This is a genomic window from Kiloniella majae (assembly GCF_002118315.1).
GTDB lineage: Bacteria > Pseudomonadota > Alphaproteobacteria > Kiloniellales > Kiloniellaceae > Kiloniella > Kiloniella majae.
Window position 1 is genome coordinate 45,343 of sequence record NZ_MTSZ01000010.1, and the last position, 22,911, is coordinate 68,253.

Consider the following 22,911-nt stretch of genomic DNA (forward strand, 5'->3'; position numbering starts at 1 on the left):
AAATTAAATCGGATGTTTATTAAATGTTCTAGTAATGTTTCCTATATCACAGCTTAATGTGCAAGCGAAACGAACAAGCGTATTAAATTCAATTACGGGTGAGATTATGTGTATGGCAGCAAACGCTGAATTAGACAAAAGGCGTAAACAGCTCAGATTTAGAAGCTGGCACCGTGGAACACAGGAAGCTGATCTCATTATTGGAACCTTTGCTGATCAAAACGTTGGTAGTATGGATGCGACAGAGTTGGATCTTTTTGAACGTGTACTCGAAATTCCTGATCCTGTACTCTATGACTGGATCATTGGGAATTCGGCACCAACTGAAAACATGCACAACAAAGTCCTTGATGCTTTGCTAAGCTTTAAATACGTCCCGAATAAACGATAACTTTCTAATTGAATAAGTCTATTTACCTCATATTCAGGCTTTCTAAACATAAAGAATTACACCCGTGAAAACACTTGCGACCCGACTTCAAGCCGCCGATCATTACCAAATTTCATCAGCTCCTGAAGGCTATGATGCCCAACTCCTTGCCGAGCTTGTTGTCGAACTGGCTCCGCAACCTGTTTTGCATATTGCGCTTGATGATAACCGTTTGGCTGTTCTTGCTGAGCTCGTTGGATTCTTTGCGCCGGATATCGAGGTTATCGAGATTCCCGCTTGGGATTGTTTGCCCTATGATCGGGTGAGTCCACACAAGGATATTCTGGCTGCACGTATTAATGCCTTTGCAAAGTTATTGGCAACGCCAGTGCCTAAATCAGGTCGTCTTGTTCTTACGACAATTTCTGCAGCACTTCAGAAGATCCCGCCAAGAGAGTTATTCAAAAACAGAACTCTTGTCGCTAAATCCGGTGTGGAAATTAAAAACGAAGATTTGGTGAAATTCTTTTCCACCAATGGATATCTGCGTTCTGAAACTGTTAGCGAGGCAGGGGAATACGCAATTCGTGGCGGAATTGTCGATGTCTATCCTCCTGGTGAAGAGCTTCCCTTGCGTCTGGATTTCTTCGGGGATGAGTTGGATACCTTGCGGTATTTTGACCCGCTGACACAAAGAACAACGGGTGATGCTAAGGGGCTGGAACTTAAGCCTGTCGGGGAAGCAATTCTTGATGATAAAACAATCGAATCTTTCCGAAAGGGATATCGTGAGACCTTCGGGGCCGTTGCCAAGGATGATCCCCTGTACGAAGCCATATCTGAAGGGCGGCAGTATCCTGGGATGGAACACTGGTTGCCGCTTTTTTATGGTGATCTGGAAACGTTGTTTGATTATCTTCCAACCGCAGTTGTGACGCTGGATGGACAGGCCGCAGAGGCAAGAGATGCCAGGATCGAGTCCGTCACTGATTTCTTCCAAGCCCGGCAGACGATGGAAAACACGGCGGAAGGTGGCTGGGTTTACAAACCAGTTCCAATGCAGCGTTTATTCCTGTCTGTTGAAGATTGGGATGCGATACTATCCAAAAGGCCAGTCACACAATTTTCGGGCTTTACGTTACCTGATCATCTTGAAAACCTGATTGAGGTTGAAGGCAAGCAGGGCAAGGATTTTTCCGAAGCCAGAAACCGTGAAGACGTCAATGTCTTTGATGAGGTTAGTGAATATATCCGCCTTCAACAGACGAACGGTAAGAAAATTATCGTTACCGGCTTCAGTGACGGATCTCGTGATCGACTTATTTCCATGTTTCATGAACACGGTTTGACCAATACCGATGTTCTGAAAGACTGGAAAATTCACAAGAAAACAATGCGAAAACAAGTCCAGTTCCTGACGCTGGGGCTGGAACGCGGTGTGGTCACACCAAACGTGGCTTTTATTACTGAGCAGGATATTCTGGGTGAACGCCTCGCTCGCGCACAGAAACGACGCCGTAAATCAGATAACTTTCTGAGGGAAGTGTCCTCGCTTCAGGATAAAGATTTTGTCGTCCACATGGAACACGGGATCGGACAATATATTGGTCTGGAAACCGTTGATGTCGGCGGGGCACCGCATGATTGCCTCAAGGTAGTTTACAGTGGTGGTGACAAGCTTTTTGTCCCCGTAGAAAACATCGAAATCCTTTCACGCTACGGTTCTGAGGATTGTGGTGCAGAACTGGATCGTCTGGGTGGCGCGGCATGGCAGGCCAAAAAAGCGCGTGTTAAAGAGCGTATTCGGGAAATCGCACACCAGCTTATTGGGATTGCAGCAAATCGTCTTCTGCGTAAAGCGGAAACGATTGATGTGCCTGATGGGTTGTATGACGAATTTGCGGCCCGTTTTCCTTATCCTGAGACTGAAGATCAACTTAACGCCATTGCGGATGTCTTCGAAGATTTGGGGTCTGGGCGCCCGATGGACCGCCTTATCTGTGGTGATGTGGGCTTTGGGAAAACCGAAGTTGCGCTTCGGGCAGCTTTTGTTGCTGTTATGAGTGGTAAACAGGTGGCTGTTGTTGTGCCGACAACATTACTCGCCCGCCAGCACTACAAAAACTTTGTTGAGCGCTTCAAAGGATTACCTGTACGTATCGGACAGTTATCCCGCTTGGCAACGAGCAAAGAACAGACCGAGACTAAAAAAGGTCTTGCCGAAGGTACTGTCGAGATCGTGGTTGGCACACATGCCGTCTTCGCCAAAAATATGAAATTCTCTGATCTTGGTTTGTTGATTGTTGATGAAGAACAACACTTTGGCGTCAAGCAGAAAGAGCGTTTGAAAGAGCTGCGTACTGATGTGCATGTTCTGACACTCACAGCAACACCGATACCACGGACACTCCAGATGGCGATGTCGGGTGTTAAGGAAATGAGTCTGATTGCCACACCGCCGGTTGATCGTCTGGCCGTTCGTACATTTGTTCTTCCCTTTGATCCGGTTATTGTACGAGAAGCTATTCTCAGGGAACATTACCGTGGCGGACAGACGTTCTATGTCTGCCCGCGATTGTCGGACTTACGAGAGCTGAAAGAGCGTCTGGAAAAGCTTGTACCGGAAGTAAAGATTTGTGTTGCACACGGTCAGTTGGCAGCAACAGATCTGGAAGATGTTATGACTGCTTTTTGTGATCACCAATATGATGTCTTGCTGTCGACGAGTATCATTGAGTCCGGTCTGGATATTCCGAGTGCCAACACTATGCTGGTTCACCGTGCAGATATGTTTGGCCTTGCGCAGCTCTATCAGATCCGGGGGCGTATCGGACGATCCAAAATTCGAGGCTATTGCTATTTAACCCTGCCTGTTGGCAAATTGTTGAGTAAAACAGCCGAGCGTCGTCTTGAAGTTATGCAGACGCTGGATAGCCTTGGCGCTGGGTTTAATCTTGCGAGCCATGATATGGATATTCGCGGGGCAGGGAACTTGGTTGGCGATGAGCAGTCAGGCCACATCAAAGAAGTTGGTGTTGAACTCTATCAACAGATGTTGGAAGAAGCTGTCGCCACGTTGCGCAGTGATGAAGTGAACAGTGAAGAAGATCAAACATGGTCGCCGCAGATTAATATTGGTACGTCTGTTTTGATACCGGATCGTTATGTTGCCGATTTGAATGTACGCTTGGGGCTTTATCGTCGTCTGTCTTCTTTGACGGAACGGTCCGAAATTGACGGTTTTGCCGCCGAACTTATTGACCGCTTTGGGGATTTACCGGAAGAGGTTGAAAACTTGTTACAAGTCATGTTGATCAAGGGACTTTGCAAGCAAAGTGGGGTTGAGAAAGTTGACGCTGGTCCTAAGGGCGCAGTTGTTTCTTTTAGAAATGATACTTTTGAAAACCCATCCGCTCTTATCATGTTTATTCAAGAACAAGTTGGTACAGTTAAAATTCGCCCGGATCACAAGCTCGTTTATCGCCGCGCCTGGGATGATTCTGGAAGCCGACTGAAAGGCGTTAAGATGATGATGGAAGAGTTGGTCAAGCTGGCGAAGGCTACTTAGATATCTACAAGACTATGATTGAATATTGGAACTAGGGCAGTTTCCCAAGTACTTTTTGAAGTCTACGACGTTTACTATCAGGCATATTCTCGTTCAGGCGTGATAAGATAGCAGTTTTAAAAGCTGGTAAAAACTCATCATCCAAGCAGCTATGGATGCGTTCTGCGTACATAGGAAGTTGATTTACAGCTGCGGTTTTTAATCTTAAAACCAGATGATTAGCTGCCATATTTACAGACTTTGGTTTGCTTGTTAGATGCATCAAAATCTCTATTGCTTTGTCTTTAGCAATTACAGATCCGACATCTGCCGCTGACAATATAGCATCAAGATTTGCCGCAATTATTTTTCCTTCAACTTTACTTATCTCGGCAAGGGCTGAAAGTGCTCCCCATACGATGCGGTTATTATTACTCTGCATCTTTTGCAAAAAAAGCTCTGTATAGGGGGCGATTAAAACAGGGGCGGCTCTTCCGATTTCATAGAGAACCTTAATTGCATCTTTCTGTGCCGGGCGACTGCCTTTTTCTAGTATATCAGCAACAAGATCAATGCTTTTGATGTCTTCTTCTTGTGTTAACTTATGAGCTAGGATGATGTTAGGCTCTTCATCTCTTCTTTCCATTGAATGAGACATTTGCGCTAGAATAGTATCGGTCATTCTTTCCTGCGATCCAGCTTTGCTGTTTTGTATTGAGAAAAGGTGTTAAGCAAAAACTCTTGCCCAGTTGAGATAACCGTTTAGCTCGGCCTGTTGGGCGATCTTCGACCAATCGTAATCCAAGGCGATGAGTTCTACAGACCAACGTCGTTGGGTTTTTGTTGCAATGGCATAGTGAGCCAGCGCGATACCATTTTCGGCCTCTTTGGGGTTATCTGCATCTGTATATCTCGGGCATCCAACGCTGCCGGGATTTATGATTGTGCTTCCATTGGGCCCCATCGCGATGTGGGCTAAATGGCTATGGCCGCAAAGGTAAAGGCTGGCCCGATAATCTGGGCCTATGCGTCTGTGTACATCTTTGCTACGGGCTAGTGCAAGACGACCATCAATCTTATCTTCGAGTAAGTATTTCGTATCGCTATCGGGGGTACCGTGAAACGCGAAGATATCTTCATCGAGATGAAGGCGAGAGGGAAGGTTGCCAAGCTTCTGTTTTTCAAAGCGGGACAGTTCTTCACAGGCAAAATTATAGCCGGGATTGATTTCTGTCGCGCTGCGCTCAGCAAGCCATCGATCATGGTTGCCGCGAACAGTCGGAACATCTAGTTCTTTGAGAAGGTCGTACGTTTCTTTTGGCCAAAAGGGGCCGGAAACGCAATCCCCTAGATTAAGGGTAAGGTCAGGCTTACGGCGTCTAATATCGCTAAGCACAGTTTCTAATGCCAGAAGGTTTCCATGGATATCTGATATAATCGCGATCTGCATCACACCTAACCTTCCAACTATGACATTATCAACTTAAGAGGTTTTAAATTAAATCGTCATGGTTTCCATATTACAAGTATTGATTACTTTCTTTTCTAATTCTTCAACCTGTTTAATCATTGGGTTTTTGGGATATTACATTCAGGTTTTAATTATTTTCGGTTAATTGTTGATGTCCTATGTCCAGCATTTGTGCCAAGGTATCTGGACTTTGAGCGCCGGGAAGAATGTGCTGGCGGTTAACGATAAAACAGGGAACGCCCGTTAAACCGAGATTCCGCGCGTTCTGATCTGTGTATAAAACATCTTCATGACCTTGGGCACTATCCAGATATTCTTCAGCTTTTTCCAAGCCAACTTCATTGGCGATACTTATAAGCACGTCTCGTTCACCGATGTTCTTGCCTTCTAAAAAATAGCTTTCGAACAGCCGCTCCATAAGCTCATCCTGTTTCCCCTGTGTCGCTGCAAAAAGGGAAAGGCGGTGAGCTTCGACAGTGTTTGGTGTTTTTTGGATGTCATCAAACTTAAAGTCAATACCTTCAGCCTTTCCGGCTGCAGCGATCTGGCTGTAAAACTGCGTTGCATTGGCTCGACCACCGAATTTTGTATCCAGATAAGTTTGGCGGTCCATACCCTCTGAAGGCATATCCGGATTCAGCTGGAACGACAGCCAGCGAATTTTTACGTCAAAATCCGGACGTAATTCCTTGGCCTTTTGAAAGCGCTTATAGCCAATGTAACACCACGGGCAAATTGGGTCAGAATATACATCGATTTCAATAGGTGTTTTCGTCATGGTGATATTGGCCTTGTTGGGTTGTCGCGTATTTAGAGAAGTCTCAGTCTGTTTCTGACTTTGTTGGAGTTGATCTATTTGTTATGAGTTACCCAGATATAGGACCCCTGATTTGATAATTAAAGGACAAGCCATGGATTTGGCGCTGGGCAATAGAATGAAAAATAAAGCATTAGCCCAATTTGTGAGTAAGATATTGGGGCGTCAAGGGCTTCGTATTGAAAAGATGTTCACAATGTCCGGAGGTGCTATTCAGGAAAATTGGAAAATGGACCTTCGATCTTCAGAGGGGGAGGGCCTTTCAATTGTCTTGAGGACAGATGCCAAGACTAAAATTCCGGGTAGCTTATCTAAAAATCAAGAATACAAGTTTTTATCTATGGCTTGGCAAGCCGGTGTAAAAATTGCAGAACCGCTTTGTCTTTGTGAAGATTTAAGCATTATAGGAAAACCTTTTATTCTTTTAGAATATCTGCCGGGTACAACTGATTTCGACAAAATACGCGAATTGAATATTGGTGAGAAACTAGGCTATGAGCTCGGGGTTGAGCTCGCAAAAATTCATACTATTAAGCCGCAATATACTCAAAATATTGAAAGCTTATCTTCCAAAGAGCTTACGTGCCAAAAGATAAAATCTTATAAGGTGTTTTTTGATGGTCGAGATCAAGTAAGCTTGCCTGCCGAATGGGCAATGCAGTGGTGTTTATCCCGGTTGCAAGGTATGACGACATCCGTTGTTACCCTGACGCATGGGGACTTTAGAACAGCGAATTATTTAGCAACGCCTAATGGGTTGTCTGGTCTATTGGATTGGGAATTTTCGGGGTGGGGGGACCCTTACAGTGACCTTGGATGGTTTTGTGCAAAATGCTGGCGGTATGGAATGGAAGATACGCCAGCAGGGGGAGTGTCAACCAGAGCGAGTTTCTACAGAGGCTATGATTCTGTCTCGGGTAAAGAGGTCGACGAAGAGCGAGTGCTTTTCTGGGAGGTGATGTCTCTTCTAAGGTGGCTTGTTATCGCCATTCAACAGGGAGATCGAAATTTCATCGGAGGTGAAAAAGATTTGGAGCTGGGGCTTACCGGTCTTGTGCGTCCACTGGAAATTGAGCGAATGCTATTGGAATTAACATCACCATCAAGCTGGGCATCGTTTGAAGTGGTGGAGAGTACACGTGCGTAAATATGCAGAGATATTATGTAAACAGGCGCAAGAACTGATAGCAACCCGTGAGCAAAATAATGAACCTATGTCAGACGATGACCTAAAGGCGATTAAACGTATAAAGTGGATTATGTCATCGCTTGTGGAAAAAGAAACTGAAGGCACGGTTCTTTACAAAGGTGACGTTGATCAGATCAAGGAAGATATCAGAAACCAGAAACTTGATGCTGATGAAAAATTGTACCGTCAGTTGCTGGGCGAGAATAAAAGGTGTTTGGAAAGAATCAGTCCTGACAGTCTTGTGCGTTATGTTCCCCTGTTGGAAATTCCCGAATAAGCACAAAAAATATAATTCTATAGTTTGTTGAAAATAAAGAGTTTTATTGGGTTGAAATCCTGTTTTGCATTATTTGTTCTCTTTTTGTTCTTGACGAAAAAAAGATGTTGATGCATAAATGTTCACATATTGTTCTTATGATGTTTGAACTAAGGAGCCTGATATGCAAGACGAAACAAAAATGTTGGATTTTTTACTGAGCAGCTTGGTTGCGTTTGGTAGTTTTGGGTTTTTCCTGTTTGTGCTTTCTTATGGCTGGCTAACCGCTTTTCAGGTTATGGCCCAATAAATTTACTAAATAGATTTACCAAATACACTTATATGACCGAATTATTTAAACAGCTCGGTATTTTAGATGAAAAATAATTGCGTGGTTATTTGAACAAGAGACAAAGGCGCTAACATCTGTTTGCGCCTTTGTTCGGTTTTATGCTCTAGCTGGATAAAGTCGATTTATCTGGGTTAATCAGAAGAATCTGGTTGGTCTGAGGTCACTTTACCCAATGTCTTTGCCATTTCTAGCAATCGCTTACGAACAGTTGTTTCTTCAATTTTATAATAGGCCCTGACAAGCTCTAGTGTTTCGCGTCTGGCCATTGGGTCTTTTTGAAAGGGAAGCTCTTCGCCTTCTTCTGCCATGCCTCTGATTTGTCCCGGGGAACGGTGGGAAACTTCATCAGTCATTTCGTCAAAGAAGTAGCCAATATCAATATCCAGTACGCGAGCCAAATCATAGAGGCGGCTTGCGCCAATGCGATTGGTTCCACGTTCGTACTTTTGTACCTGTTGGAATGTCAGGCCGAGAGCTTCGCCGAGCTTTTCCTGACTTAAGCCAAGCAGGGTGCGCCGTAGCCTTAATCTTTGACCAACGTGAACATCAACTGCGTTCGGGACGCCCGTAATTCTTTTTGGAAGTGGTTTTTTATTTCTCATGCTTAACCTTGATGGTTGCGATGGTATTTCTACCATACCGCTCTCTACACACAAAGTACTCGCCTGTGAATACCAACCAATAAGCTATTATTTTACAATAAAATTCGGCATTTTTTCAATAGCTATTTAGTTTCTTAGAAGACGATAACTAAATAATGCTCATGAATAAGTCTTCTATTAATATCTTTATCTCATCTGGTTTAATAAATTACTAATCAACATTTTTTGATAGAGGGAATTATTTCCTAATTTGAAATTTATATTTTATTCAAGAGTTTTAACTGATCCTCGTATTGAAAATTTCTTATTCTGATGAGGAAGCTTCCAGATGCTGTGCGGCCTCGCCCAATAAGCGGCCTTCGAGCGATAATTCTAAAAACCTGATATAGTCATCTTTCTTTGATACTTTTTCGCGTGCAACAGGGATGACATCTAAAGGGTCCTGAGCATCTAACTGATATTCTTGTATCAGAGTAATTAATTCCTGGCTTAATGTCTCAAGGCGTTTTTGAATTTCAGGTATATTTGTTGGTTTTGTCATCAGGCTGCTTTCAAATGTTTTGTCATCAGATCACAGGATTAATCATAAGTGAGAGGAGCGTCGCAACAATTTTCTGAGGGATAGACAAAGTTTATCATTTATAATGTGAGACAAAGCCCAGATTTCCTTCAGGAAAGGTTGTTTCCTCGCAATGTGTTTGTGCACTGATTATAACGCCTGACTTGTTATTCTATTAATAATTTAAAACATGACCCAAAGCTTGTTTTTAGGGTGCAATGCCTTTAAAAAATGGTCACTATAAAAAATACAATGCGCAGAGTTTCTAAAGCATACAACAAGTACAGGTAGGGGATAATATGGAATTTAAACCTTGGTTCAGTAAAGTTGCTGCGTTTGGCTTTTTCATGGTGCTTATGGGTTTGTTTCCAACTGTTTCAAGTGCTGCAGGTGCCGGGGCGCCCCATTTGGAAGGGCAGGATCTTGGTTTGATCTGGGTTATTCCTTTTGCCTGCATGCTTCTTTCTATTGCGGTTTTTCCACTTGTTGCACCACATTTTTGGCATAAGAATTTTGGTAAGATTTCCGGTTTCTGGGCGGTCAGTTTTTTGATCCCCTTTACCATTTTCTTTGGATATGAGTTGGCTCTTTATGAAACTCTTCACGTCGGATTATTGGAATATTTCCCTTTTATCATTCTGCTTTTCAGTTTGTTTACTGTCGCTGGTGGTGTTCGGGTCCGTGGGAAGTTAACGGGCACACCGGTTTTAAATACGACGATCCTGCTTATCGGCACGGCTTTGGCGAGCTTTATGGGAACTACGGGGGCGGCGATGTTGCTGATCCGTCCTTTAATTCGGGCAATGGAACACCGAAAGCACAAGACACACACCGTTGTGTTCTTTATTTTCCTTGTGGCAAATATTGGCGGTTCGCTGACGCCTCTTGGGGATCCTCCACTCTTTTTAGGCTTTTTAAAAGGCGTAGACTTCTTCTGGCCGGCAGTTCACATGTTCTTGCCAATGCTGTTCCTGTCTATCGTTCTTCTGTTGGTGTATTTCGCACTGGATAGCTTCTTGTATAACAAGGAAGGCCCGATCGCCGCACCTGAGCCTGTTGAGCCCACTGATGATGTTTCTTTTGCGCTGGATGGCAAAATCAATCTCTTGTTATTGGTTGGTGTCGTTGCGGCAGTTCTGATGTCTGGTATTTGGAAGCCGGGTATTTCTTTTGATATTTACTACGTACATGTTGAATTACAGAATATTGTTCGTGATGTAATACTCCTACTTCTTGCTTATCTGTCCCTGAGGCTTACGAACGATCAAAGCCGGAAAGATAACGGCTTTAACTGGTTCCCTATTTTGGAAGTGGGTAAACTTTTTATCGGCATTTTCATCACCATTATTCCGGCAATTGCGATCCTGAAAGCTGGCACGTCAGGGGCTTTGGGCGTTATTGTTGAATCCGTGAGTACACCAACGGGTGAACCTGTTAACTACATGTACTTCTGGGCTACAGGTATTCTTTCAAGTTTTCTGGATAATGCGCCTACCTATCTCGTCTTTTTTAATACGACGGGAAGCGATGTTGCGACCCTTACAGGGGAACTTTCAAATACATTGTTGGCGATTTCAGCGGGCGCAGTCTTTATGGGGGCCAATACCTATGTTGGTAATGCACCTAACTTTATGGTTCGTTCGATTGCAGAGGAAAGTGGCGTCCCAATGCCAAGCTTCTTTGGCTATATGTTATGGTCGGGGGCTATCCTTATCCCGTGTTTTGTTCTGCTGACCTTTATGTTCTTTATCTAGCGGAAAATAATGCTTGATTTTGAAAAAGCGCTCCTCTGTAGGAGCGCTTTTTACGTTTATCGTACCTATAGATAAATAGTACCTTTTATCGAAACTATCTTTTTAATAAAATAGTCTATCACCTTCTTTACACATGCTTATTCTGAGTAAAAGAGCTTCGTCATAGAAAGATAAATCGGACATGTCGCAGATCAGCGCAATTAATTGTATTGAGGTACCGGATGGGTACGAAGAAATAGCAATTGAGATACGTGAACAGTATGTAAATTACTTTGAAAAGCAGCCTGGGTTTATTTCTTCGACCTTTTATCGGGCGTCAGTGCAAAATGATAAGATTAATTATATCAATATTGTCGTTTGGGAAAATAAAGAGGCATACGATGCCGTGGTCAACAAGGGGTATGAAAACGCCGATGGTCTAAACTCAGATGGAATGAAAGTTTTAGGAAAAGGGTTTCCCGAGCCCATTAAAGTACATCCGGGTGTTTTTGAAATAATTAGCAGATAAGAGAATCGTTCTTCTTTTACTGTTCGTACTTTTCTTTTGGTGGAGATACCCCTTGCGGCAAATTTCTTTGGTTATATTTACCTACGTATCTGTGTTTTCAATCTTATTGTCCTTTTCGGTAAAGGCTGATGAAATAGTGGTTGGTGTTAGGTCGTTATCTGTAGAATCCCCTGAACGGTCCGCCCCATTAAATGTGATGATTTGGTATCCTGCAGGAGTTGGTGGGCAAACAACAACAGTTGGGCAAAATGCCGTATTTGAGGGCACTGTTGCTCAAAAAAATGTCTCTGTTGCCACGGGTAAATTTCCAACAGTTTTGCTTTCTCATGGCGGAATGAGATCAGCGTCGAACCAGAGTGCATGGCTTGCATCCCAACTTGTCACACGTGGGTTTATGGTGGTCGATGTTAAAGCGCCGCCACTTGGATATGATGATGCTATCCTTGCAAATGTAGAGTTGTGGAAGCGGCCTGCCGATATTTCTGCAACGCTGACCGCGCTTGAAAACAAACCAGAATGGGCGACACATATTGATCGTCAAAGAATAGGTGCTGTTGGGTTTTTTCTGGGCGGAACCTCTGTTTTATCACTTGTTGGGGGCAGTATAGAAAAAGAAAAATTTGTTCGTTCGTGTGATGAAATTGATAAGGGAATGGATTGTGCTTGGTTTGAGAAATTCGATGTAGATTTACGGAAAATTGATTTAACCGGATTAGATCAAAAACACAGGGATACACGTATTAAAGGGGCTGTTGTTATTGACCCTGAGCTAACAGAGAGTCTTTCTGATCAAAGCTTGAGTAATGTAAGTGTTCCTATTCGCGTTATAAATTTGGGAACTACAGAAACGATTTCAAAGGCGCTTGATGCATCAAACCTTGCGAGAAAAATACCAACCTCAAGTTATTCGCAGATAGAAAATGCCAGCCAGTACAGTGCGTTCAGTATTTGTAAGCCAAAGGGTGCATTCATTCTAAAAGAAGAAGGTGCAGGGGATGAAATTTGTGTGTCTGACACTAAGATCGCACGTGAAAAGATACACAATCAAATGGTCAATTTGATTGTGGAAGCACTAAATCAATATTTGAAAAAATCGCCTTAGTCTCATTTAGCTCAAGCGAATTTGCTTCTGACGGTGTAAATCTGTTTTTACTCTGTTTAGTGAGACATGATAACCGGGATTGTTGCTTCCTTTACCAGATGCTTTGTGACGCCACCAAGGAACATTTCTCTCAGACGGCTATGGCCATAGGCACCGCAGACGATAACGTCACAAGACTGTGCCGTTGCGGCATCCTGGATGGTTTGCCCGATTGAGTTTTCAGTTTGGGCAATTTTAACGGTTTCTGCTTCGATGTTATGTCGCTTGAGGTAATTTCGTACTTCACTCAGCGAAAGGGCATCTTCTGTCTCTGGCTGAATTGTCAAAAGGAAAACCTTCTCGGCTTTTTTCAGGGTGCTCAGGTTATCACGCACCGCACGCAAAGCTTCGCGGGTTCCTTTCCAGGCAACCATCATGCGCTTGCCCACATCTTTTGAGGCATCAAACCCCCGGGGGATCATAAGACAGGGTAGACCGCTGAGAAGGGTGATTTCTTCAACAAGGCGTGTTCTAAAACGGTCTTCAAAGTGCTCAAAGGTTGGCTGGCTGACGATAATGATATCGGCGGCATGAGCATGCTCGGCCAGAAGGCTGATGTGATCACCTTCTTCGACAATCCAGTTGTGAGAGATATTTTCGCGATGGCAAATATCTTTAAACTCTTTTTCGAGTTCGTCAGCTCTGTTCTCTGCTGATTTTGTTGCATCCAGAAGATATTGTACCGATGCCCCGCGACCGTAAACTTCGACAGGCATTCCGATTGGTGTTGTGATGAACAAGGCCGAGATATGAGCATCATTTTGCTCGGCAAGGCGCAGAGCGACATCCAGGCGGGTCTTGTGTTCATCATCATTGGCTAGGTGAACAAGGATGCTCTTGTGGCTCATCGGTTTCTCCCTCATCGATTTCTCTGGCGATAACAGATTGATATTTCAAATTAATATTAACATAAGATATTGTGGTAATGACAAGATTTTTCTGCGTTAAAGTCAAAGTAATGTTACCAAGGTATTTAGCAGTTGCCTCAAGTACGTGCACAAATTAACGTTCTAGAGAACCGTGCTGCCGATTGATTTTTGATAAAAGCTTTTATCTGATTTTAATCCAAAGGCGAACATTGAAAAAACAGGAATAACTAAATATCAATGCCCTTTATCAAGACATATATAAACATGATCATTCTTGTATGCGGTATAGTATTTACCGCGACAAGCATGAGTATGGCGCAAACTGTGTTTGAAAAAGATACCCTGACTATTTTTACTGCAACGGGAAAAGCCCATAAGTTTGAGATCGAGGTTGCCTCAACAAATGAAGAGCGTTCTCAAGGGCTTATGTATCGGAAGCACATGGCAGCAAACGCAGGCATGCTGTTTGTTTACGAGAAACCGAACAATGTTATGATGTGGATGAAAAACACCTATATCCCATTGGATATGTTGTTTCTTAATTCTGAGGGTAAAATTGTTTATATTAAAGAAAATGCAACCCCGCATTCAACAAAAACCATCTCTTCAGATCAGGATGTAATCGGGGTATTGGAACTTAACGCCGGAACAGCATTCCGGCTTGGTATCAAGGTAGGGGATATTGCACAGCATCGGTTTTTGCAAAAATAGTGCAATATAACCAGCTAATCGTGGTTGTATTCTAGACCTTTGGTTCCAAAGCAGCCTTTTCCAGTTGTTTCCAGCCTTCGCCAGCAGCAACCAGACAGCTAATACCATGTGGTGTGGTTACAATAATGGTCCATGTTCCACCATCTTTGTTGGTGAGAACTTCGATTAAACCGCCTTTATTCGTAACGCCAAGGGCTTGAGTTTTTTCACTATACCGATCAGAAAGCATTTCAAGAATACTATCGCGCTTATCACACTGATTTTGTGCATAAGCCGGTAATGTCGTAACGAAACCCGTAAAAGCGATCACAGCAAGAGTGATATACTTTAGCATAGGGGCCTCCTTTCAGGGTGCCATATAGAGCGAGCACCTGCTCTGCTTAATATATTGCGCTACGTATCTTAAATTTCAATTAAACACCCTTGTTTCGATCAAGGGTTGAATGTTTTGAATAACTCCAAGTTTTGCGATGTTTTATTTAATATCATATGGTTATTTGATGTTTTTAATTTTTTTATACACAAAGTTGTGACATTTATGGGGCTTTTGTGATCGGAAGTTTTGCTTGTTAATTGATGTGAACTTGTGCTGCTGGTTGCTTTTTATGCTGTGTTATCGGTGAAAATTCATCGACTAAACGGGGTTTGATCTTGACGTTTCCTTGAATAAACGGGATTGTCTGCACGAATTGGATATCTGCTGAATATGGTTGAGCCAGATATTGTTGCAACTGAGCACAGTTTTTGCACGTAAGTCTTTAGTACATAGCGATAGAATAAAATCATGTCTTCTGAAATTGCCAAACAGGCTGAAGCCCGCCGCACCTTTGCGATTATTTCTCACCCGGATGCTGGTAAAACAACACTGACAGAAAAGCTACTGTTGTTGGGTGGCGCTATTCGCATGGCGGGTCAGGTGAAGGCCAAGGGCGAGAATAGACGTGCGCATTCGGACTGGATGAAGATCGAGCAGGCTCGTGGTATTTCGGTTACGACATCGGTTATGACCTTTGAATACGAAGGAGCCACCTTCAACCTGTTGGATACACCGGGCCACGAAGACTTCAGTGAAGACACCTATCGTACACTGACCGCGGTTGATTCCGCGATCATGGTGATTGATGCCGCCAAAGGTATCGAGGCGCAAACACGCAAGCTTTTCGAAGTTTGTCGTTTGCGCGATATTCCGATCATTACCTTTGTCAACAAGATGGACCGGGAAGGTCGCGAAGTTTTCGAAATTCTCGATGAGGTCGCCGAAGCGCTGGCGCTTGATACTGTACCGATGGTTTGGCCTGTCGGTGGCGGCGGTACTTTCAAAGGTTGTTATGATCTTGTCCGTGAAGAAATGATTCCTTTCACCGGGGAAGATAGCTATGGCACGCCGGTAAAGGCTGAACTTCTTGGTGACGAGCTACCAAATCTTATTCCTGGCGATCAGTACGATACGCTGTTGGAAGAGGCTGATCTGGCCATGGATGGTTATCCTGCTTTTGATCTGGAAAGCTACCGCGAAGGGCATTTGACGCCTGTGTATTTTGGATCGGCCTTGAAAAGCTTTGGTGTGAAACAGCTCTTGGATGCTGTCTTACAGTTTGCCCCGGCACCAACGACGCAGCCCGCAGAACCAAAAGCGGTTGAACCTTCTGATAGCAAGGTTACCGGCTTTGTCTTTAAGGTACAGGCGAACATGGACCCAAAACACCGGGACCGTATCGCTTTTATGCGTATCTGTTCCGGTAAATTTAAGCGTGGGATGAAACTGCATCAGATCGGAACCGGTAAATCCATGAGCATCCATAACCCGATCATGTTCTTTGCCCAGAACAGAGAACTGGCAGAAGAGGCATGGCCGGGGGATATTATTGGAATTCCCAACCACGGAACGCTTCGGGTGGGGGATAGCATGACAGAGGGTGAAAACATCCGCTTCTCTGGTATTCCAAGTTTTGCGCCGGAGATCCTGCAAAGGGTGCGTCTTGATGATCCGCTCAGAGCCAAACATCTTTCCAAGGCTTTGGAGAGTTTGGCGGAAGAGGGTGTGACACAGGTATTCCGCCCTATTATCGGCGCCAGCTACATTGTCGGTGTTGTCGGGCAGCTACAGCTGGAAGTTCTGTTGTCTCGTATTGAGCAGGAATACGGCATTAATGTTGGTTTCGAGGCCGCACCATTTGTAACGGCCCGTTGGGTAACATCAGACGATGCTGCGGCTATGAAACACTTTCTGGATCGCAACAAAGGCTCTCTGGCGGACGACAGAGACGGGTGCCCGGTATATATGGCGCGTAATCACTGGGACATGGGACGTATTCAGGAAGATAACCCCAAGCTCAACTTTACGGCGACCAGAGAACGATAGGGTCAGAATCTGCGACCTACTGACTTCTAATCAGTAGGTCATATACTCTGTATTGATACGGAGCAGTATGTGATCGACAGAAAGATGGCGTAAACCCCCGGTGTTAGAGAAGGTGTTAGAGAATTTCTCCGCCAAAGGGGTTTACGCCGTTTCTGTCTTCGAACTCCACAACCCAAAGGTCAGGATCACGCTTTACGGCACGTTCGACGTATTCATGGGCCGCGTAGTCATCCATAAGCTCGCCCTTGTTCGCCGCAAGCCATGCCAGGTTACCGTCAATATCGCGTGTCTGGCTTAACACTTGGCACCCCGGTCCCAGAAGATTGATCTTTAGCAATAAACTCCCGCGATCAGGATCACCTTTGTGGATGATCATGGCCGGGATTCCATTTTGATTGGACTGTCTGACCTGTGCCATGATCCAGAGATCTGATCCGAGGGAATTTTCTGTCATAACTGCTTATTAAACCTGGTTATCTGCAAACGTTCTTAAGGGGAATCTTTGGTCCTCTGGCTCTTGCCAAGTTAACTGGTTTTGCCGTTAGGGGGTAAAGACTTTCTTAAGTTATTCAGCGCATTGTCTCTTTTAAGGCGAAAATTACAATGATTTAAAAAAAGATTGTTGCCTTGCGTGTTACTCTGTCTTATACGATGACCGTGGAAACGGGGAGTAGCGCAGCCTGGTAGCGCATCTGGTTTGGGACCAGAGGGTCGGAGGTTCGAATCCTCTCTCCCCGACCACTAAATTATATCGCTGGTTTCTTGAAGACCTGATACTAGAGGTAAACATGCAAGTTCGTATTTATCAGCCGCCGAAAAATGCAATGCAGTCTGGTCGTGCAAACACCAAACGCTGGCTTGTTGAATATGAACCTGACGCAGCGCGCGAGATTGAACCGCTTATGGGCTGGACATCTTCTCGTGATACGCGCGGACAGCTTCGTATGTGGTTCGATAGTAAAGAAGAAGCGATCGCATATGCACAACGTCAAGGTGTTATGTACAGCGTTGAAGAGCCTAAGGAACGGAAATTAAAGCCCAAAGGTTATGGCGATAATTTCAGTACCACCCGCCTTGGTCGTTGGACACACTAATCACCTGACAAAAGAATAAAGCGCCCGTAGCTCAGCTGGATAGAGCAACTGACTTCTAATCAGTAGGTCGCAGGTTCGAATCCTGCCGGGCGCACCATGTATCAAAAGGCCTTAGCATAAATTGCTAAGGCCTTTTTTGTTTGGGCTGGCAAGTGTGTTAGCAAAATGAGGTATCAGTTATGTCTTGTTATCAGTGTGGTGTCGGAGGTGGGGAAATATACAGGTGGTGTACGACAGCTTGCTCTAATCGAACGTCTCAATCTGTTGTTGAGTTAGAGTGGAGTCCTGGTTTTTAAAGTGGAGCGTATCCAGAAAAGATCGTACGCGAGGCGAAGAGGGATAGAGTAGGCCACTAAAATAAATATAACATAGAGAGTGCCAGAAAAGGCGTAACCATTCGATATAAAATAGTGAATTTCTTCAGATAATAGTTCTACTGGTGTCTTGCGAAACATTGGGAAAGGATCCTGTTCTATACGGATCAATATTGTAGAAACTATGATGAAATATATAGTTGAGATAATGTAAGCAAAAGCGCTCCACGACTTTCCCAAATACCACCGATGCCCACCGAAAACACCAGTGCACAGCCAGAGTAAGCAAGCTATGGGAAGGGATTTATTGGTCATGAAGGTGGCGTGGTTTTCTTACTAATATACATAAGTTTTAAGACGGTGTTGCACCGAGATGAAGTAGTAGTGATCTACACTATGAGAAAAGTCCAATAAGTGTTCACTAATTTCCCTATATGGCTCTTCAAACAATTCACTAATTCTCTCGGTTTGTGTTTCGCCCCTTTTTATAAATGTTGCCCCTGCATATTCTTCAGCTAAACGATCAAGATGTAACTCTATACATAATTTTTTTAAATCTTCATGGAGTTTTTTATCTTCTATGCCTGCATGAATCTCTACTCTGTGTAAAACACCTAAGTTAAATATCACAATAGCTGACAGGTATTGCTTTTCGTCTGTGCTATATAGGTTAACATCCATTGCTTCTTGATTTTTTTTTAATTCTCCAGGGAATTCATTTTTGGGGGTCTTTCGAAACCCCAATTCTTTGAGGTCTTCTCTTGTTGTTGATTCCGTAATGAGACTTACTTTTGTTGTCATGAATTTTGGAAAATCAGTTTCAACATTTTTTACGATTCTGAGGCCATCCGGAAAGCTTTGAGAAAATGAAGGTGATGTGATGCTAATAAGCAGCATCGTCATTAAAATTAGTTTTTTCATAAATTGTCTCTGTATGGAAGTTTCAAGCAAAGAAGAGAAGATATGTCGTTAGGGAGAATTTATTGGGCATGGGTTATTGGTCAACCATACCTTAATAAACAGTTATAAGAGAGCTTCCGTGTTTTTCTGAAAGTACTCCTTCAACAGGGGTATGTGTTGCTAGCCTGATGGTTAACTTATCAGCAAGAACAGTATTTTTTCTTGCTATGTCTTTCCTGATACCTTCTACAGGTTTGACATGAAGGGTTGCTTGGTGGCGTTCTACTTCATCTTGAGTTTGATTGACTATTTGCTTTGTTCGTTTTAGCTCAAAAGTACCGACAAAAACAACTTCGCCTTCTGCTAAAGTTACTTGAGGAACATAATTCCTTGTTGATAGGTCTTGAAATTCTTTTTCCAGAGAAAACTCTATGTATGATCCGGGACCAAAACACTCGACATGCGTCACGTAATGAGTACCAGGGTTTATAGAAATAAATGCATTACTATCGACACCTTGTCCTGTTAATGGGTCCGAGGAATATACTAATATATTTTTCTCTTTAGTCGTTTCTTCTGTAAATTGTATGTATGCTTGCGCACATTCTATTGAAGTATTTTTAAATATACCTGTTCCAACAATATTAACCAAGCCGCTTACAAGTGCTTTATTTGAAAATTTGGGATCATCCAAATTGATCTGTGATGTAACTGCCTCCTGATTTTTAGGAAGAGGAATTTTTGCACAGGCTCCCAAAAATAATGTCAGAAAGAATATTTTTATAGCGATAGTCATTAATTTACAGATTTGCATAAATGTTACCTAAATCGATTTTTCTCAGTTTAATTTCTTAAAGAAAATACATAAAGAAGGAAGAGGATGAGGGGTAGTTATTATCAAATGACACTCTGAAATGAAAATAAAACCGATAGTAAAAATGAGAATAGATTTTAGCTTATCAGAAACAACCTTTGATCAAGACGCTGACCATTCAGGGTCGTATGCCACTAGCTCAACAGTATTCCCATCTGGGTCGTGGGTGAAAACGCCACGCCATCCAATCCAGTCGAATAAGTTAACGTTATAATCCTGACCGATCTGCTCATACCAATCCATTACTGCCTGTTGTTCTTCATACGGCAATGACAGAGCAATGTGGTGCAGCGATGATCCTGCACCCGTTTCAGGTAGTTGATCCTCAACGGTGTCTGTTCCAGTAGTTTCGCTGTCGGGACGAAAGAGTGCAAGCACGCTGGTGTGACCGCCAAACCCTTCTGCAATCCTGAAGAATGTCACTCTGTCATCGACATCTCCCGCAAGGAGCTCTAATCCAATCACCTCACCATAAAATTTCATCATTGCTTTCTTGTCTCGGCACCGGATCGCAATTTCACCCAATGCCCGTACCTTAAATCCTTTATTTTCCATATGTTGCTCTTTCTAATTTTGTATTTATGACGAGCCGATGCCTATTTTTAGTATTTTATTAACTTCACTGATTGGAAGGGCAAGACAGTAGTAAATCACATAGTTGAATTACATAATAATCACCATTATCTACTCTCATACTGAGAGTGGGTCGGTGAAGAGTCAATTATAAGGAGTTGCTAGGTGGTGTTTTGAGTTGAACCCGGAGAAAGAGATTGTGCAGAAAATAGTAAGCCTCTGGTTCGAGTTTTTCTTAGAAACCCTTGTAGCCTTTCTTACCTCACATGCAATAGCCTGTGAATATGTGTTACGTTGAAGATGTAAAAGGTTTGAGGTAACAGGATTTGGTATGAACTTAAAGTATGCGTTTAAGTGGGTTTTATTACTGTGTATGGCTTTCGTTCCTGCTGCTTTCGCAGATGAAGGCGTGCGGGTTAAAGAGGTAGCGGTTCATTATGCCATCGCATTGGATCACCCTGATGTGGCGCGGCTTGGTGCTTATCCAAAACTGACAAGATATAATTTGCATAATGATGCGGCGCCCGCAAAGGTAGATGTGGTGGTTGATTTTCAGGGAAATTTAGCCGCTGCTGTTATCCTGAATATTATTCCTGTCGTTGGGAAAACAGATTGGTCAGCGAGAGAGGGGATCACGGATTTAGAGCTTCTGGAAAGTTCGAAAGTTGAATTCCCCGGTATCTTGTACCGTGAAATAGAAACCAATGCTCCTGATGATCACAGAGTGGTTTTTCAGGGCATCAATCTTGATGAGTTAATCGGGCGATTTACAAAGTCTGATCTATGGCCGCGACAGATGGTTTTTAAAGTCGCTTTGATTCCGAGGGAATTAGAAGCCGATATATCTGATAACCTGGGGAGCTATACCTTAACTCTTGATCCACCTGATTAACTTATCTCTTATCGATGAGATGCAGAAAATCACTTCTCATGATAGGAAGGTTCGCCTTCGGGTGTGCGTTTGTAATTTCTGCCTTTAAGCACTTCTAGCTTATCAAACCCTGCAGAAACCAGCTCATCAAGCTCAAAGCCAGCACGCCTTGCAGCGTCGGTAATCAGAAACAGACAATCCACATACTCGGTAATATCATCAGGGCATTCGATTGCTTCTTGTGCCTCATCAATCAGGTGACGGAGAGGGCCAATGGGGCCTTTTTCTGTGCCAAATGTTGCTTCACTCCAGCTTTGATGTGCCTGATAGAGTTTCAGAAAGTTTTGGGCTGTTTCATCGGTATTTTTAACCATGTTTTCCGTAAGAAGCTTTGTGAAAATTTAAATGTAAATCGGGGAAGGTTCCTTATAGCATAGCGCTTGTATTTGAATAAGCATTTTAGTGGGGGAGTGGGGTGAGCATTAAAGTTAGATTGGCGAGAGAAGATGATGCGGAAGAGCTCTGTGTTCTTTTGAATGAAGTTATTGAAATCGGTGGCACGACAGCGATGGAAGAAAGCTTGGACATTGATCAGTTCAAGCAATATTTTTTAACCGGGGATCATTGTATCTGTTGCCACGTTAGCGAAGACGAAGATGGCTCAATTACCGGGTTTCAGGTTCTGGGGCGGCATCCAGAGCTTCCCAAGGATTGGGCAGACATCGGAACCTTTGCCAGAGTACATCCTCGTGTTTATGGCGTTGGTAAAGCATTGTTTCCAATAAGTTGTGCATATTTAGTTCGCAAAGGCTTTTCTACGATTAACGCAACAATTCGTGCTGATAACACCAGTGGGCTCCAGTACTACGAAAAAATGGGCTTTTGGACTTATAAAATGGCAAAATCTGTCCCTTTAAAAGATGGTGCTTTGGTCGATCGCTTCTCGAAGTCCTACCATCTAGAGGGTTGTAATCTTTGACATTGAGTATCAATTTTTGAGGTAGCCTAGATTTCTACGCCAGTTTTTACTTGATTTTACATCTCAAGAAGTAAATAAGATTGATAATCATTATCATAAATTTATTCTTGAGGATCTTGCTGTGCTACAAACCTATGAAATGCTCGAAAAAGCAGGTGTTGTAGGCTATTGCCTTGTGGGATTATCTTTCCTTACCCTAACAATTTCTCTCTCAAAGATCTTACAATATTTCTGGTTCAGGATCTCTTGCAAAAAAGGATTGTTCAAGGCTTTGGATCTCGTGCGTAGTGGTAAAATACTGGAAGCAAAGTCTGTTGCTGATAAGGATACAGCATGGAGCCAGAAACTCTTTTATGCTGCGTTTAACAAAGGCTTGGCAGTCAATCGGGAGGAAGCGCAGCACTGGGATGATGAAGCGCAGAAGTTGGGGGACAAGCTATTAACCAGTCTTGAAAGTGGTTTGAGCATTATTGGCCTGATCGCTGCTTTAAGTCCGCTGTTGGGGTTGCTTGGTACAGTGATTGGCATGATCTCGGCTTTTCAGGCCTTGGAAAGTGCAGGAAACAATGTTGACCCCAGCCTTTTATCCGGGGGGATTTGGGAAGCTTTGCTGACAACAGCCTTGGGGTTAGTTGTCGCTATGCCGGCCATGGTGCTTCATGCGCTTTTAAAATCTGCTGCTCATCAGCAACTGGAAAATGTAGTGGAAAAGGTAAACGGCCTTAGTGAGCACCTGTATCTTAATAGAGGAGAGATGGTTGGTCATAATCTGGTCAGCCCTAAAGCTGCGGAATAAAA

At 43.5% G+C, this 22,911-nt stretch carries 27 protein-coding genes and 2 tRNA genes; 16 read left to right on the forward strand and 13 right to left on the reverse strand.

The features are described from left to right. Positions 1-112 precede the first annotated feature (112 nt). Both BKB51_RS19290 and mfd read left to right on the forward strand, forming a co-directional pair. Complete coding sequence (locus BKB51_RS19290; protein ID WP_158090287.1) at positions 113-391, forward strand: FAD assembly factor SdhE; 279 nt, start codon at positions 113-115, stop codon at positions 389-391. Between the two features lie 64 nt (positions 392-455). Then, on the forward strand, positions 456-3,938 hold the full coding sequence (mfd, locus tag BKB51_RS19295; protein ID WP_085902755.1) for a transcription-repair coupling factor: 3,483 nt from the start codon (positions 456-458) through the stop codon (positions 3,936-3,938). A 31-nt stretch (positions 3,939-3,969) separates the two neighbouring features. Here mfd and BKB51_RS19300 read toward each other — a convergent pair whose 3' ends face one another. The 3 genes from BKB51_RS19300 to BKB51_RS19310 form a co-directional block, all read right to left on the reverse strand. Further along, positions 3,970-4,599, reverse strand: coding sequence for a hypothetical protein (locus tag BKB51_RS19300; protein ID WP_125911884.1), 630 nt, complete (start codon positions 4,597-4,599; stop codon positions 3,970-3,972). 45 nt (positions 4,600-4,644) lie between these two features. After that, a complete protein-coding gene (locus tag BKB51_RS19305; protein ID WP_085902757.1) occupies positions 4,645-5,367 on the reverse strand; it encodes a metallophosphoesterase family protein in 723 nt (240 codons plus the stop codon). A 148-nt stretch (positions 5,368-5,515) separates the two neighbouring features. Next, a complete protein-coding gene (locus tag BKB51_RS19310; RefSeq protein ID WP_085902758.1) occupies positions 5,516-6,166 on the reverse strand; it encodes a DsbA family oxidoreductase in 651 nt (216 codons plus the stop codon). Positions 6,167-6,299: 133 nt separating this feature from the next. Here BKB51_RS19310 and BKB51_RS19315 point away from each other — a divergent pair, with 133 nt between their 5' ends. From BKB51_RS19315 to BKB51_RS21285, 3 genes are all read left to right on the forward strand, one after another. Beyond that, positions 6,300-7,352 (forward strand): phosphotransferase family protein, encoded by a 1,053-nt coding sequence (locus BKB51_RS19315; RefSeq protein WP_085902759.1) that lies wholly within the window; start codon positions 6,300-6,302, stop codon positions 7,350-7,352. Then, entirely contained in the window at positions 7,345-7,671 is a 327-nt protein-coding gene (locus tag BKB51_RS19320; RefSeq protein ID WP_085902760.1) for a hypothetical protein, read from the forward strand. The genes BKB51_RS19315 and BKB51_RS19320 overlap by 8 nt, the downstream gene beginning before the upstream one ends. A gap of 163 nt (positions 7,672-7,834) precedes the next feature. Next, positions 7,835-7,960, forward strand: coding sequence for a hypothetical protein (locus tag BKB51_RS21285; protein ID WP_255312357.1), 126 nt, complete (start codon positions 7,835-7,837; stop codon positions 7,958-7,960). A 173-nt stretch (positions 7,961-8,133) separates the two neighbouring features. On the opposite strand, the gene BKB51_RS19325 is transcribed toward BKB51_RS21285, so the two are convergent. Then, positions 8,134-8,604 carry a helix-turn-helix domain-containing protein gene (locus BKB51_RS19325; RefSeq protein WP_179188011.1) on the reverse strand — a complete coding sequence of 157 codons (471 nt, stop codon included), beginning with the start codon at positions 8,602-8,604 and terminating at the stop codon, positions 8,134-8,136. A gap of 304 nt (positions 8,605-8,908) precedes the next feature. Continuing rightward, the gene (locus tag BKB51_RS19330; RefSeq protein WP_085902761.1) at positions 8,909-9,145 is read right to left on the reverse strand and encodes a hypothetical protein; all 237 of its coding nucleotides are present in this window, start codon (positions 9,143-9,145) and stop codon (positions 8,909-8,911) included. Between the two features lie 317 nt (positions 9,146-9,462). On the opposite strand from BKB51_RS19330, the gene BKB51_RS19335 reads away from it, so the two are divergent. From BKB51_RS19335 to BKB51_RS19345, 3 genes are all read left to right on the forward strand, one after another. Next, on the forward strand, positions 9,463-10,917 hold the full coding sequence (locus BKB51_RS19335) for a sodium:proton antiporter (RefSeq protein ID WP_198946810.1): 1,455 nt from the start codon (positions 9,463-9,465) through the stop codon (positions 10,915-10,917). A gap of 181 nt (positions 10,918-11,098) precedes the next feature. Further along, positions 11,099-11,425: an antibiotic biosynthesis monooxygenase family protein gene (locus tag BKB51_RS19340; protein ID WP_085902762.1), complete on the forward strand. Its 327-nt coding sequence runs from the start codon at positions 11,099-11,101 to the stop codon at positions 11,423-11,425. Between the two features lie 52 nt (positions 11,426-11,477). After that, positions 11,478-12,527, forward strand: coding sequence for an alpha/beta hydrolase family protein (locus BKB51_RS19345; protein ID WP_085902763.1), 1,050 nt, complete (start codon positions 11,478-11,480; stop codon positions 12,525-12,527). Between the two features lie 56 nt (positions 12,528-12,583). Here the strand turns inward: BKB51_RS19345 and BKB51_RS19350 are convergent, their stop codons facing one another. Continuing rightward, a complete protein-coding gene (locus tag BKB51_RS19350) occupies positions 12,584-13,414 on the reverse strand; it encodes a universal stress protein (protein WP_158090289.1) in 831 nt (276 codons plus the stop codon). Between the two features lie 285 nt (positions 13,415-13,699). Here BKB51_RS19350 and BKB51_RS19355 point away from each other — a divergent pair, with 285 nt between their 5' ends. Continuing rightward, complete coding sequence (locus BKB51_RS19355; protein ID WP_085902802.1) at positions 13,700-14,146, forward strand: DUF192 domain-containing protein; 447 nt, start codon at positions 13,700-13,702, stop codon at positions 14,144-14,146. 31 nt (positions 14,147-14,177) lie between these two features. Here BKB51_RS19355 and BKB51_RS19360 read toward each other — a convergent pair whose 3' ends face one another. Further along, positions 14,178-14,480: a hypothetical protein gene (locus BKB51_RS19360; RefSeq protein WP_085902765.1), complete on the reverse strand. Its 303-nt coding sequence runs from the start codon at positions 14,478-14,480 to the stop codon at positions 14,178-14,180. A gap of 450 nt (positions 14,481-14,930) precedes the next feature. On the opposite strand from BKB51_RS19360, the gene BKB51_RS19365 reads away from it, so the two are divergent. Next, entirely contained in the window at positions 14,931-16,508 is a 1,578-nt protein-coding gene (locus BKB51_RS19365) for a peptide chain release factor 3 (protein ID WP_085902766.1), read from the forward strand. Positions 16,509-16,623: 115 nt separating this feature from the next. On the opposite strand, the gene BKB51_RS19370 is transcribed toward BKB51_RS19365, so the two are convergent. Then, positions 16,624-16,962: a DUF1491 family protein gene (locus BKB51_RS19370; protein WP_085902767.1), complete on the reverse strand. Its 339-nt coding sequence runs from the start codon at positions 16,960-16,962 to the stop codon at positions 16,624-16,626. Positions 16,963-17,172: 210 nt separating this feature from the next. Here BKB51_RS19370 and BKB51_RS19375 point away from each other — a divergent pair. The 3 genes from BKB51_RS19375 (at position 17,173) to BKB51_RS19385 (ending at position 17,699) form a co-directional block, all read left to right on the forward strand. Then, positions 17,173-17,249: transfer RNA gene (locus BKB51_RS19375), tRNA-Pro, on the forward strand. 47 nt (positions 17,250-17,296) lie between these two features. Next, entirely contained in the window at positions 17,297-17,602 is a 306-nt protein-coding gene (locus BKB51_RS19380; RefSeq protein WP_085902768.1) for an ETC complex I subunit, read from the forward strand. A 20-nt stretch (positions 17,603-17,622) separates the two neighbouring features. Next, a tRNA-Arg gene (locus BKB51_RS19385) sits at positions 17,623-17,699 on the forward strand. Between the two features lie 175 nt (positions 17,700-17,874). Here BKB51_RS19385 and BKB51_RS21335 read toward each other — a convergent pair. The 4 genes from BKB51_RS21335 to BKB51_RS19405 all read right to left on the reverse strand — a co-directional run bounded on the left by BKB51_RS21335 (position 17,875) and on the right by BKB51_RS19405 (position 20,245). Beyond that, on the reverse strand, positions 17,875-18,231 hold the full coding sequence (locus BKB51_RS21335; protein ID WP_085902769.1) for a TM2 domain-containing protein: 357 nt from the start codon (positions 18,229-18,231) through the stop codon (positions 17,875-17,877). 21 nt (positions 18,232-18,252) lie between these two features. Further along, positions 18,253-18,837: a hypothetical protein gene (locus tag BKB51_RS19395; protein ID WP_085902770.1), complete on the reverse strand. Its 585-nt coding sequence runs from the start codon at positions 18,835-18,837 to the stop codon at positions 18,253-18,255. 91 nt (positions 18,838-18,928) lie between these two features. Next, positions 18,929-19,630 carry a hypothetical protein gene (locus BKB51_RS19400; RefSeq protein ID WP_085902771.1) on the reverse strand — a complete coding sequence of 234 codons (702 nt, stop codon included), beginning with the start codon at positions 19,628-19,630 and terminating at the stop codon, positions 18,929-18,931. A 162-nt stretch (positions 19,631-19,792) separates the two neighbouring features. Further along, the gene (locus BKB51_RS19405; protein ID WP_085902772.1) at positions 19,793-20,245 is read right to left on the reverse strand and encodes a VOC family protein; all 453 of its coding nucleotides are present in this window, start codon (positions 20,243-20,245) and stop codon (positions 19,793-19,795) included. 349 nt (positions 20,246-20,594) lie between these two features. Between BKB51_RS19405 and BKB51_RS19410 the strand changes: the two genes are divergently transcribed. Then, entirely contained in the window at positions 20,595-21,155 is a 561-nt protein-coding gene (locus BKB51_RS19410) for a hypothetical protein (RefSeq protein ID WP_085902773.1), read from the forward strand. A gap of 29 nt (positions 21,156-21,184) precedes the next feature. Here the strand turns inward: BKB51_RS19410 and BKB51_RS19415 are convergent, their stop codons facing one another. Beyond that, positions 21,185-21,508 carry a dATP/dGTP pyrophosphohydrolase domain-containing protein gene (locus tag BKB51_RS19415; protein ID WP_085902774.1) on the reverse strand — a complete coding sequence of 108 codons (324 nt, stop codon included), beginning with the start codon at positions 21,506-21,508 and terminating at the stop codon, positions 21,185-21,187. A gap of 101 nt (positions 21,509-21,609) precedes the next feature. Here BKB51_RS19415 and BKB51_RS19420 point away from each other — a divergent pair, with 101 nt between their 5' ends. Further along, complete coding sequence (locus BKB51_RS19420) at positions 21,610-22,113, forward strand: GNAT family N-acetyltransferase (RefSeq protein WP_198946811.1); 504 nt, start codon at positions 21,610-21,612, stop codon at positions 22,111-22,113. A 121-nt stretch (positions 22,114-22,234) separates the two neighbouring features. Then, positions 22,235-22,909 carry a MotA/TolQ/ExbB proton channel family protein gene (locus tag BKB51_RS19425; protein WP_198946812.1) on the forward strand — a complete coding sequence of 225 codons (675 nt, stop codon included), beginning with the start codon at positions 22,235-22,237 and terminating at the stop codon, positions 22,907-22,909. The last annotated feature ends 2 nt before the right edge of the window (positions 22,910-22,911 follow it).